This is a genomic window from Aliiglaciecola sp. CAU 1673 (assembly GCF_029223185.1).
Taxonomy (GTDB): domain Bacteria; phylum Pseudomonadota; class Gammaproteobacteria; order Enterobacterales; family Alteromonadaceae; genus Bowmanella.
In genome coordinates this window covers 1-11,919 of record NZ_JARHUG010000006.1, presented here as the reverse complement: position 1 = coordinate 11,919, position 11,919 = coordinate 1, and the positions used below count along the sequence as shown (strand labels likewise).

10 protein-coding genes are annotated in these 11,919 nt (G+C 49.2%); all 10 read right to left on the bottom strand.

Annotated features, from left to right (window positions below; translation table 11 throughout):
* Window positions 1–91: 91 nt before the first annotated feature.
* Window positions 92–1,633 carry a lysine--tRNA ligase gene (lysS, locus tag P2G88_RS06955; RefSeq protein WP_275795089.1) on the bottom strand — a complete coding sequence of 514 codons (1,542 nt, stop codon included), beginning with the start codon at window positions 1,631–1,633 and terminating at the stop codon, window positions 92–94.
* Window positions 1,634–1,646: 13 nt separating this feature from the next.
* Window positions 1,647–2,745 (bottom strand): peptide chain release factor 2 gene (gene prfB, locus P2G88_RS06950; RefSeq protein ID WP_275795088.1). Its coding sequence is split into 2 segments (ribosomal slippage): window positions 1,647–2,669 and window positions 2,671–2,745, totalling 1,098 coding nucleotides; the frame shifts between segments, so codons are not numbered across the junction.
* A gap of 122 nt (window positions 2,746–2,867) precedes the next feature.
* A complete protein-coding gene (locus tag P2G88_RS06945; protein WP_275795087.1) occupies window positions 2,868–4,490 on the bottom strand; it encodes a S41 family peptidase in 1,623 nt (540 codons plus the stop codon).
* Between the two features lie 114 nt (window positions 4,491–4,604).
* Window positions 4,605–5,192 carry a CBS domain-containing protein gene (locus P2G88_RS06940; protein WP_275795086.1) on the bottom strand — a complete coding sequence of 196 codons (588 nt, stop codon included), beginning with the start codon at window positions 5,190–5,192 and terminating at the stop codon, window positions 4,605–4,607.
* Between the two features lie 437 nt (window positions 5,193–5,629).
* Window positions 5,630–6,598 (bottom strand): zinc transporter ZntB, encoded by a 969-nt coding sequence (gene zntB, locus P2G88_RS06935; protein ID WP_275795085.1) that lies wholly within the window; start codon window positions 6,596–6,598, stop codon window positions 5,630–5,632.
* Window positions 6,599–6,600: 2 nt separating this feature from the next.
* The gene (locus P2G88_RS06930; protein ID WP_275795084.1) at window positions 6,601–7,179 is read right to left on the bottom strand and encodes an NAD(P)H-dependent oxidoreductase; all 579 of its coding nucleotides are present in this window, start codon (window positions 7,177–7,179) and stop codon (window positions 6,601–6,603) included.
* 29 nt (window positions 7,180–7,208) lie between these two features.
* A complete protein-coding gene (gene galU, locus P2G88_RS06925; RefSeq protein WP_275795324.1) occupies window positions 7,209–8,090 on the bottom strand; it encodes a UTP--glucose-1-phosphate uridylyltransferase GalU in 882 nt (293 codons plus the stop codon).
* Window positions 8,091–8,098: 8 nt separating this feature from the next.
* Window positions 8,099–9,445, bottom strand: a complete 1,347-nt coding sequence (locus P2G88_RS06920) for a UDP-glucose/GDP-mannose dehydrogenase family protein (RefSeq protein WP_275795082.1) — start codon at window positions 9,443–9,445, stop codon at window positions 8,099–8,101.
* Between the two features lie 42 nt (window positions 9,446–9,487).
* On the bottom strand, window positions 9,488–11,410 hold the full coding sequence (locus tag P2G88_RS06915) for a nucleoside-diphosphate sugar epimerase/dehydratase (protein WP_275795081.1): 1,923 nt from the start codon (window positions 11,408–11,410) through the stop codon (window positions 9,488–9,490).
* A 419-nt stretch (window positions 11,411–11,829) separates the two neighbouring features.
* On the bottom strand, window positions 11,830–11,919 hold a 90-nt coding region (locus tag P2G88_RS19440), incomplete at its 5' end, for an IS3 family transposase (RefSeq protein ID WP_345798877.1).

Genomic DNA, 11,919 nt, shown 5'->3' with positions numbered 1-11,919 from the left:
AAGCTTGGCACAAAAAAGCAGCAATAAAAGTTTGCAGACATAAAAAATGCCGCTGAAGCGGCATTTTTCTCAATCATGGTCTTGTCGCGCTCTATTCGGCAGCCTGAGGACGCATATGCGGGAACAGGATAACGTCTTTGATACTGGGGCTGTCGGTGAACAACATGACCAGACGATCGATACCTATGCCTTCACCGGCCGTTGGCGGCAATCCATATTCCAGGGCACGGATATAATCATCGTCATAATGCATGGCTTCATCATCACCGGCATCCTTCTCTTCCACCTGCTTACGGAAGCGGGCGGCCTGATCTTCGGCATCATTGAGCTCAGAGAAGCCATTAGCCAGCTCGCGGCCGCCAACGAAGAACTCGAAACGGTCGGTGACAAAAGGATTGTCGTCATTACGACGGGCTAAGGGCGACACTTCCCAGGGATATTCGGTGATAAAAGTAGGCTGGTCGAGCCTATGCTCGGCGGTTGCCTCAAAAATCTCACACAGATATTTACCTGGTCCCCATATACCTTCCACCGCTGGCTCTTTGATGTGTAGCTTCTTAGCCATGGCGCGCAGACTGTCCAGATGATTTTGCGGGTCACGAATGGCTTTCTCGTCCGCTTCAGGCCAGTATTTCAGCACCGCATCCGCCATGCTTAAGCGCGTGAAGGGCTGCGCAAAGTCATAACGCTTCTCTTCCAGAACATTGCCTTCGCTGTCTCGGACGGTGTTGATGACCTCAGTGGTACCCAGTACATCTTTGGCCAGGGTACGCAGCATGTCTTCAGTCAAGTCCATCAGATCATGGTAGTCGGCATAGGCCTGGTAGAATTCGATCATGGTGAATTCGGGGTTATGACGAGTGGACAAGCCTTCGTTACGGAAGTTACGGTTGATCTCAAACACACGCTCAAAGCCGCCCACCACCAGGCGCTTCAGATACAGCTCGGGAGCGATACGCAGGTACATATCCAAGTCCAGGGCGTTGTGATACGTCACAAAAGGCTTGGCACTGGCGCCGCCGGGGATAACCTGCAGCATCGGCGTTTCCACTTCCATAAACTCCCTTTCGGTCAGGAACTTACGGATGCCGCTGATAATTTGGCTACGCACACGGAAGGTTTCGCGGGTCTGCTCACTCATGATCAGATCAACATAGCGCTGACGATATTTGGTTTCCTGATCGGCCAGCCCGTGGAATTTTTCAGGCAACGGGCGCAGAGACTTAGTCAGCAGCTCGAAGGTTTCCATATTCGCATATAGATCGCCTTTGCCGGACTTATGCAACATGCCTTTAACGCCGATGATATCGCCGATATCTAAACTACCGTAGCGCTCTTTGATAGCCTGTTGTGCGGCTTTGTCTGCATATGCCTGGATACGGCCTTTCATATCCTGAAGCAGCAAGAATGGGCCGCGCTTTGCCAGAATCCGACCCGCAATAGTGACCTCTTTGCCCAGAGCTTCTAACTCTTCCTTGGTTTTATCACCGTATTCGGCTTGCAGATCGCCACTGTAATGCTCTCGGCGAAACTCATTAGGATGCGCATTGGCCTTACATTTTTGGCGAATGTCCGCCAATTTGGCACGTCGCTCGGCAATCAACTTATTTTCGTCTTGCTGAATATCTGTCATCTGCTTGTTCCGCTTAGAGGCCTGATTTAAGGCTGGCTTGAATAAACTTATCCAGACCGCCATCCAATACTGCCTGGGTATTTCTGGTTTCGACCCCGGTACGCAAATCCTTGATACGGGAATCATCGAGCACATAAGAGCGGATTTGGCTGCCCCAGCCAATATCCGACTTGCTGTCTTCTAAAGCCTGCTTCTGCTCGTTTTGTTTCATCATTTCCATTTCATACAGCTTGGCTTTGAGCTGTTTAAAGGCCTGATCCTTGTTTTTGTGCTGCGAGCGGTCATTCTGGCACTGCACAACAATACCTGAGGGCACGTGAGTAATACGTACCGCTGAATCGGTCCGGTTAACGTGCTGACCACCGGCACCTGAGGCACGGTAGGTATCGATGCGTAAATCTGCCGGATTGATCTCAATTTCGATATCGTCATCGATTTCCGGATACACGAAGGCCGAGGCAAATGAGGTATGGCGTCGGTTGCCGGAATCGAACGGCGACTTACGTACCAGACGATGAACGCCGGTTTCGGTGCGCAGCCAACCAAAAGCATACTCACCCTCGAAGCGGATGGTAGCACTCTTGATACCGGCCACTTCCCCTTCTGAGACCTCGATCAATTCGGTTTTAAAGCCATGGTCTTCGCCCCAACGCAGGTACATACGCAGCAGTATATTGGCCCAGTCCTGGGCTTCGGTACCGCCAGAGCCGGACTGAATATCCAGATAACAATCGTTGCTATCATTGGGGCCGGAGAACATACGACGGAACTCCAGATCTTCAAGCTTGGCAATCAGTCCGTCCAGCTCACTTTTGGCTTCTTCGAAGGTTTCCTCGTCTTCGGCTTCAACGGCCAACTCCAAAAGACCTTCGACATCTTCAGTGCCCTTTTCCAGCTCAACAATGGTTTCCACCACTTTTTCCAGGGCGACCTTTTCTTTGCCTAGGGCTTGTGCGCGCTCCGGTGTATTCCAGACATCGGCACTTTCCAGTTCACGGCTGACTTCCTCCAAACGCTCTTGCTTGGTATCGAAGTCAAAGATACCCCCTAAGCGCCGCAGTGCGCTCCCGGACATCGAGGATGGCGTTTTTTACCGGGTTGATTTCAAACATAAATCCGCAATTCACTTACTCTTTGGAAGGAGGCGAATCTTAGCGGATTTCGTTGGCGAATGACAGTCGGAGCAAGCTTGAAAAAGGAGAAAACCGGCCCGCAGCAGGGGCCGGATAAAGGATTAGTTCGCTTCGCTCTGACGCACCGGTTGCTTGATAGCATTCTCACGCACCCTAAAGTGCGTTCTGGGATCCCGCACCGCTTTGCCGGATGCGTTGAATTCACTCTCAGCCACAGATCTCTGCACCACCGCATCGAATTTCGCGGGTACAACCGGACAGCTCCCCTCTTGTGCAAATGACAATGCCGTGGCCAGCAATCCCTCGCCAGGATCGCCTAAGTCATGACTGAGATCATCGGCCAGCGGACAGCCTCTTACATCGGCATTATAAACAGGGGCCTCGACCGGACTGAAACCATCGGCATATTCGCCAAAACCCTTGGCATTCACGCCTTTAAACTGAATAGTAAAATAGGTGGTGCCGCAGTTATCTTCGGGATAAAAGCCGTAAGGCTTGCCGCAGGTGGTGCCGCCAATTTGAATGACCTCCAGATCAACACCGCGCAGGGCATTGATAAAGGATTCGCTGGCCGAGCAGGTAGCATCGGTGGTGAGCACGAAGACACGGTTAAGATGTAAGCTGGGTAGCAACTGACCTGTGGTGACAAAACGATCGTAGTCCACCACTTCATCGAGGAAAGGCAAAGCCTCATCCCGCTGCCACTTGCCATTAAATTGGGTGGTTTCAAAAGGACGATTTTGAATAGCATCATTGCCGGCAACCATATAGGCAAGCTGGGAGGCCAATGCCAGCAAACCGCCGCCGTTATAACGAAGGTCCACTACCAATTCGCTTATCCCTTGGCTTTGGAACCGCTGCACAGCATCAATCAGTTGCGCCTGAGCCATGGCAATATGACTGTTAAACAGCATATATCCGACTTTTCCAACCGCAGCATCGAGAATTTTGACATGCTGCACGGGCATACTCAGCACATCGGCAGAGACCAGCTCATGGGTCACCAACTCCCCTTCCATAGTTTCGAATTCAAAGACATGTAACTCACCTACATCAGACGGAAACAGACCATCGTTGAGCGCACTGACTCCAGATTGGGTATTGTCATTGACAAAATCCACATTGTTGACGGCCGTTAACTTGTCACCACGTTTAATTCCGGCAGTCTGTGCCGGAGAGTCAGGCTCCACAAAGGCCACGTAGAAACTGCGCGGTGGGCGGGTACTGTCTACCTTCCACTCAATTCCATAGCCAGAACTGATGCCAGTCTGGGTCTGGCGCTGATATTCAGCTGTGTCCATATAAAAATGAAAATTGTCCTTGGCATTCCCCGAATCGGTGAGCGCGTCAGTACGCAGCAGCTCAAAGTAATCCTGAACGTTGTAATTGGCGGGATTTATGTCTGGCAATTCCTGATACCAGAGATAGCTTTCATGGCTCCATGAACGCAGCCACAGCTTTTCCTGCAGCGCGCTGCCGGTTTTATCCGGATAGGGTTGTTGTTCAAAAGGATCGATACCGGCTCTGGGCGCTTGGCAAAAATCCTTAAGGTTTTCCGATGATGGATAGACCCCAGCCTGCCAAGACACAACATCGGTATTGCCCGGATTGGTAGGCGTAATAATTGGCGCGGGGGATGAACTGCTGCCGCCTCCGCCACAAGCTGTGAGCATGACAAATGCGACAAAGACAATGCAAAAACGGGATTTCACCGGGTTCAACATAAGATTCCTTCTAGGTTGAGCATACAAGGCAAGTCCTGTGCTTCCTTGCGGGACAGGAGGTAGTTTATTCAAAAGACAAGGATTGGGGCAAGACTGACTTGCCCCAAAAGGGGCTTAAGCCAGTTCGCGATGGTCGTGCAGGACCTTGAAGATATCCACAAAGCTGTGCGCTTTTGAGTTGATATCCAGGGGGATCTGCAGGGCGCGAGCGATATCGCTGGCAGATATCAATCCACGTAATTGCTGATCTTTATCCAATAGCAGAATGTGCTGGTCGCCAAGTGATTGAAGGGTATTAAGCACATCTCCGATACAAGCCTGAGTGACCTTTTCATAGGGAATGCCGTGCAGGTGCTGCTTATCAACCATCACATCGGCCACACAAAGGTCAGCGCGCTCTAATCCACGCTCTACTGCAGTCATTAATACTTTTCTGCTAATCAAATCGTTATAGGAAACGATCCCCAAAAAACCACCATCGATATCGACGACCAGCTTCGATTTCACATGGCCTTTTTTCATCATAAATAAGGCCTGGTCGATGGAGACATCCTTATCGATGATTTGCGCCTGACGCCGGGTAAAGTCGGTGACAACAAGGGTTGCAGGACTGTCCAGCGTCAGCGCTGGCATACTATTGGGATGACAAAAACGATTAACTGAGCCTAGTGGCAGCGTCTTAATAGCTTGATAATGCTTCATAAATTTCTCCTGATAATAAAAAAGATAACGAATTTTCAGGAGAAATGGGGGGGACCTCGGACGCTAGGCCATTCTGCCCATCGTTTAATCAGGAAAACAGAAGCAAAGGCACCATGCAATTGAACTTGAAGCGTTACGGCTGTGTGGTCAGCACATGCAACAACAGGCTTGTCCGAATCATCGGCGTCGAGAAATTCTGGATCTGCAATTTGCAGAACTTGTGCTGAGGAATCTCCCTGATTCAACGACTCAATGGTCAGGTCGCTAATCAGGCAAAGCATGCCTATGCTAAATAGGCATTGGAGTAAGGCGAACACTTAAACACCTGTTGATCCCTAATGGGAGTTTTTATAGTAGCGCCGGGTGACCGACGAAAACAATCTGTTGTGAGAAATATAGCTGAAAAACTGAGACCAGTGGCTGTGCGAAGAAACTGACTACATCCAGCCCTTACGCCTAAACCAAAAAATTTGCACTATGCAAATGGCGATGAGCATGCCAATAAAGATACCAAAGCCCAATTCACTGTCGGCCCCTGGGATGCCGCCTACGTTGATCCCCAGTAACCCGGTCAGAAAACCCAACGGCAAAAAGAAAGCCGCCACAATGGAGAGCACATACATACGGCTGTTGAGCTGCTCTGACAGCTGATTGCCAATTTCTTCCTGTGTCACCGCCGCACGTTCACGCACCGCATCCAAGTCTTCAATATGACGGATGAGACGGTCTTGGGTTTCCTGCATTTGCAGGCGAGTATCACGACTCAGCCATTCGGATTTGTCATTAAGAAGCTGCGAAATGGCTTCTCGTTGAGGGGCTAAATAGCGGCGAAGAGCTATAATTTGGCGACGAAAATGCCCCAATTCAGCGCGCATCTCGGGGGTTTGCTTCTCCAAGGCCTGCTCTTCAAACTCGGCAACCTGATCCTCGAACACATCCACGGTGTCAGACATCCGTGAAACCAACCTGTCCAGCAATGCAGAGAGTAGCTCATCGATGGCACGGGGACCGCTTCCGGCAATCAGCTCCTCAGCCACATCGGTAACCGACATCAGGCGCCTTTTTCTGGTACTGATCACCCTGCTTTGCTCAGCCCAGATGCGCACTGACACCATGTCATCTGGCTCTGCGCCGGGATTCAGGTTGATACCGCGAAGGGCCATTAGCAGGCCATTATCGATACGTGTGGCTCTGGGACGGGTTTCACCGCTTTGCAGTGCTTCAGCGACCAACGGATTGATTGCCGCTTGCTCCTCCAAAAAGCTTTGCACCTGAGGCTGGCTGTAATCAAGATGAACCCACAACAGTCCCTGAGATGGCTGCCACTCCCTGACTTCTGGCCAGTTAAGTGCCTTCGCGCCCCCTTTCCCGTCCAGCAAAAAAGCGTGAATCAGACCATGCTCCATAGCTATCTTCCTCTGAGCTTTGTTAAGGTATCTACCAGCTTGGAGCCAATTGCCATTACCGCCTGACGCTGTGCTTCATCTTTGAGATCATCTTTTTCATTAAATGCCTGAGCGGCCTGTCCGATTGCACGCTGACCAGGCAGCACCATCACGCCGATATTTTCCAACAGCATGCGCAAAAACACTAAACCGCGCAGGCCGCCTAATGCGCCGGGGGAAGCGGCCATAATGCCGGCAACTTTGCCTTGGTAAGCAGATAGACCAGGCTCACCTTGCTCGTGGGTGCGGGACGCCCAGTCGATGGCGTTTTTAAGCAGGGGACTAAAGGCGCTGTTGTATTCAGGGGAGGCTATCAGTAAGCCGTCATGGCTTTGCAACAGCTGTTTGAACGCCAGGGCCTTTTCGGGCAAACCTTGCTGTTTTTCCAGGTCTTGGTTGTAAATTGGCATCGGGAAATCACCCAGGGAAATCAACGTCACTTCGGCGCCAGCCTGCCTGGCACCTTCGGCAGCGATGGCCACCAGCTTTTGATTGAAAGAACCCTGACGGGCGCTGCCTGAAAATGCCAAAACCTTGATCATGCCAATTCCCTTGAATAACTGACTTGTATCTAGAGTCTGAGCGACTTTAAATAATCTGCAAAGTCATTTCCGAGTTCCGGGTGGCGCAGCGCATATTCCACACTGGCCTTCATATAGCCCAGCTTGCTGCCACAATCGTGGCTCTTCCCTTTCATATAGTAAGCGTCTACTTGCTCTACTTTCATCAGTGCAGCGATGGCATCGGTCAGTTGAATTTCATCGCCAGCTCCGGGGGGCGTGTACTCCAACAAATCCCAGATAGCTGAAGACAATACGTAACGTCCCACGACTGCGAGGTCGGAGGGCGCCTCATCCGCGGCAGGCTTTTCCACTATTTTGGTAATAGGTGCCGATTCTCCGGCTTTAGGTTTATGTTCACCAATATCCACCACCCCAAACTGGCTGATGAGATGATGAGGGACCTGCTCAACCATAATTTGGCTGTGCCCGGTCTCCTGAAAGCGCACCACCATTTCAGCCAGGTTATCTTGCCTGAGGTTACTGCTGGCTTCATCAATCAAAACGTCCGGCAATACCACTGCAAATTCATGATCGCCGACCAAGGGCCGGGCGCACAGAATGGCATGGCCTAATCCCCTGGCGACGCCCTGACGCACATGCATAATGGTCACATCTTTAGGACAGATGGCCTTCACATCGTCTAGCAATTGGCGTTTTACCCGTTTTTCAAGGGTGGCTTCCAGTTCAAAGCTGGTATCGAAGTGGTTCTCAATGCTGTTTTTACTGGCGTGGGTGACCAGCACGATTTGCTTTATACCCGCAGCAATACATTCACTAACCACATATTGAATCAGCGGCTTATCCACCACCGGCAGCATTTCCTTGGGGATAGCTTTGGTGGCTGGCAGCATGCGTGTGCCTAGTCCGGCAACGGGGATAACCGCTTTCATCTTTGATTTCACAGAACTGCTCCTTGAATTGACTTGCCACGGCCAATGCCATAGTAGTCGAAACCTAATTCCTGCATCTGCTCAGGTTCATACAAATTACGGCCGTCAAATATTACAGGTTGGCTCAAGCGTTCTTTAATAAAATCGAAATCCGGCGCTTTAAACATTTGCCATTCCGTGCACACCACCAACATATCGGCACCTGACAGCGCCGCTTCCTTGGTGCCAACCAAGTTTAAGTCTTCCCGATGGCCATAGATTCGTTGAGTTTCTTCCATGGCCTGGGGATCAAAAGCCTGCACCTTAGCACCTGCTTGCCATAGCTGCTCCATCAAAACACGGCTTGATGCTTCACGCATATCGTCGGTGTTTGGTTTAAAGGAGAGCCCCCATAACGCTACCGTTTTACCCTTTAACTGACCATCGAAGTGCTTATGGATGTAGGAAAACAGCTTGTGCTTCTGTGCCTGGTTAACGCTTTCCACAGCCTGTAATATTTTTGACTCATACCCCACTGCTGTGGCGCTTCTGACCAATGCTTGCACGTCCTTTGGAAAACAAGAGCCTCCATAGCCACAACCGGCGTAGATAAAGTGGTAGCCAATTCGGGGATCAGAGCCAATGCCACGGCGTACGTTCTCAATATCGGCACCAAATTGCTCGGCCAGGTTGGCCATTTCGTTCATAAAGCTGATTTTGGTGGCGAGCATACAGTTTGCCGCATACTTTGTTAGTTCGGCACTGCGAACATCCATCACAAAGATTTTGTCATGGTTACGATTGAATGGCGCATAGAGTTGACGCAGCTTTTTTTCAGCGGTTGCCGAATCGGTCCCCAGGATAATCCTGTCCGGACGCATACAATCGCTGACCGCCGCGCCTTCTTTTAAGAATTCAGGATTGGAGACCACATCAAAAGCGAGCGCCTTACCGTGGGCCGCCAGCGTCTCCGCCAACACCATTTTTACTTTGTCGGCCGTACCTACAGGTACGGTGCTTTTATTCACGACGATGCGGGGCTTACTCATCTGTTCGGCGACCGTCTTTGCCACCGCCAGCACATACTTTAGATCAGCTGAACCATCTTCATCGGGGGGAGTTCCGACGGCGATAAAAATAATTTCACCATGCTCGACACCTTCACGAGCGTCGGTGGTGAAGCGCAGACGCCCTTCCTGGGCATTGCGTTTAACCAGGTTCTCCAACCCAGGTTCATAAATAGGAATGCCGCCCTTATTCAGCAGTTCCACTTTGGCCGGATCCACATCCACACAAACCACGTTGTGCCCCACTTCAGCCAGCACCGCTCCTTGAACCAAGCCTACGTAGCCAACCCCAAATACTGTTACTTTCATCCTTTCATTGCCTCACCACACCCAAGTTAAAGGCAATATAACCTATCCTTGAGTATTTATTGTTACAACATTACCAACACGTCTTGGTATGGTTTGCAAATCATCATCCCACAAGTAATCACTAATTTTCTTGTGAGAAAATTCAATTGGTAGACTGAAGAATATATCTCTAATTCTGTTGCAGTCATTTATTTCACATGCGGCTAATAGCTGCTCAAGCTTCAAGCTTAAGTCATGTAGACTGACCGAAACCTCATTGGCGGTCATTATTCTTGGGTGAATGGTTCCCTCAACATCAGTACCAACTAAAAGTTCTTCGTAAAGTTTTTCACCAGGCCGCAATCCTGTATACACAATCTCTATGCCATCTCCCCCAAGATTAGGGTCTTTAACCTTAAAGCCCATCAGGTGAATCATTTTCTCAGCCAGATCGGCAATTCTTACTGGCTCACCCATATCTAGAACAAATACATCCCCGCCCTTGGTCATAGCGCCAGCTTGAATTACTAGCTGTGAGGCTTCCGGGATAGTCATAAAGTAGCGCGTGATATCTTTGTGAGTAACGGTGACCGGACCACCACTTTCTATTTGTTCTTTAAACAGAGGCACTACAGATCCTGAGGAACCCAATACATTTCCAAATCTGACCATGGAAAACTTGGTCTGGCTATTCTCCAGTGCCATTGCTTGCAAAACAAGTTCAGCGGTTCTCTTAGTAGCTCCCATAAAGTTAGTAGGTCTTACTGCCTTATCAGTTGAAACCAGAACAAAATGACTCACTCCTGATTCTCGAGCTGCTTGAGCACAGTAAAGAGTACCAAAGACATTGTTCTGAACCCCCTCAGCCACGTTATACTCTACCAATGGTACATGTTTGTAGGCCGCCGCATGATAGACAGTGTCGACTCTAGCAGAGGCCATAATTCTTTCCAGGAGTTGCTTATTCAGAACTGAACCCAAAATTGGGACTATTTCAACATCATAAGCCAATGAAACTAGGCGCTGTCGAAGCTCTCTTTCTATGGAATACAAGGCGAACTCTGACATTTCAAACAATACCAGCTTGGATGGATTACAAAGCAATAACTGCCTGCATAACTCCGATCCAATTGAGCCACCTGCGCCCGTGACCATCACAGACTTATCTTCCACACACTCCCGCATCAACTGATTGACGGGCTTCACCGGTTCACGCCCAAGCAAATCCTCTATTGCCACATCGCGCAATTGGGTAATCTGAACAGAACCACTAATGATCTCTGCAGCGCCGGCAACAGTTTTTACCTCAACAGGATATTTCTCTAACAGAGAGATCACCCTTTTACGTTGTTTCGGCGTAGCTGAAGGAATGGCCAACAAAACCTTTCGGACCCCGAACTCGTTTATAAGGCGTGAAATCGAAGAAATTCCATAAATTTTAAGCCCTTGAATTCGCTTACCTTGCGCCCTCTTATCGTCATCGAGGAAGGCTACTACCTTATACTCATCACCAGCATGTAATGCGGAGACCAATTGTCTGCCGGCAGACCCGGCACCGTATACTATTACCGGATAATGACCAGTGCTCCTGCTTTTAATATAATCTCTCAAAAGAAACCGCAGAACACTGGTTAATAAAAAGGCGATCGAACCAAAAACAAGACTACCGACAACAGGAATACTGTCAGAAATAAACTGAGACACAATCAAAAAAGATGCGGAAACAAAACTTGTTCCGACAATAATAGACCTGAACAAATCATCGGTTATAAATCGGAGAACAGAATCATATAAACCTACCCGATGATATGTATAAATGGCGATAATACTAGTGACAGAAGCAATGGTTAACCATACTGAAAACGGAACTTCACCTTTTGAATAGAGGTAGACAACGCAGTAACTTGAGAAGGCCACTAGCAGTATATCAACCGTTATCAACCCCCCTTGTTTTAGAGACTTCGACAGGTTATAGATTGAGTCCATCATATTCTTTTTAGTCTTTATGTTTTTGCAGGCTGGCACTTACGTTTTTAAAGAGGCGTTGACGGACGCACTAAGATAACCAATTCACGTTCTTACACCAATCTGCCAATCAAATATTAACCGGTTTGTCTTACTTCGCATGGATTTCGCGCGATGACGTTGAAGCACGGGCGCTATCAACACATCATTATCATTGCCAGAGAGGCGCCGTAACCACCATTTTTATGCCACGGCAATTTTAGTACATGTAGTTTATCACGGCCCTTGCAGCAGGGTAGCTTTTCTCTCTCAACAATTAGCTCCAGATTGAACCTTTCATGTTGAATTAAGTTGACAAGACACTAACAAAAGTTAATGCATCAACAATAAGATATGGAAAATCAGTTACTTTGATCTGCACCAGTAAAAGTGGACACCGGTTAAGCTGCTAGTTTTTTCTCATAGTTTTCCGGGCTCAGGTAGCCCAGAGCACTGTGCCTTCTTTGCCGGTTGTAATCAACTTCAATGTA

Excerpts from the sequence above, each read along its gene's own strand:
- lysS (WP_275795089.1), bottom strand. The coding sequence starts at position 1,633 with ATGACAGATATTCAGCAAGACGAAAATAAGTTGATTGCCGAGCGACGT.
- P2G88_RS06945 (WP_275795087.1), bottom strand. The coding sequence starts at position 4,490 with ATGTTGAACCCGGTGAAATCCCGTTTTTGCATTGTCTTTGTCGCATTT.
- P2G88_RS06940 (WP_275795086.1), bottom strand. The coding sequence starts at position 5,192 with ATGAAGCATTATCAAGCTATTAAGACGCTGCCACTAGGCTCAGTTAAT.
- zntB (WP_275795085.1), bottom strand. The coding sequence starts at position 6,598 with ATGGAGCATGGTCTGATTCACGCTTTTTTGCTGGACGGGAAAGGGGGC.
- P2G88_RS06930 (WP_275795084.1), bottom strand. The coding sequence starts at position 7,179 with ATGATCAAGGTTTTGGCATTTTCAGGCAGCGCCCGTCAGGGTTCTTTC.
- galU (WP_275795324.1), bottom strand. The coding sequence starts at position 8,090 with ATGAAAGCGGTTATCCCCGTTGCCGGACTAGGCACACGCATGCTGCCA.
- P2G88_RS06920 (WP_275795082.1), bottom strand. The coding sequence starts at position 9,445 with ATGAAAGTAACAGTATTTGGGGTTGGCTACGTAGGCTTGGTTCAAGGA.
- P2G88_RS06915 (WP_275795081.1), bottom strand. The coding sequence starts at position 11,410 with ATGGACTCAATCTATAACCTGTCGAAGTCTCTAAAACAAGGGGGGTTG.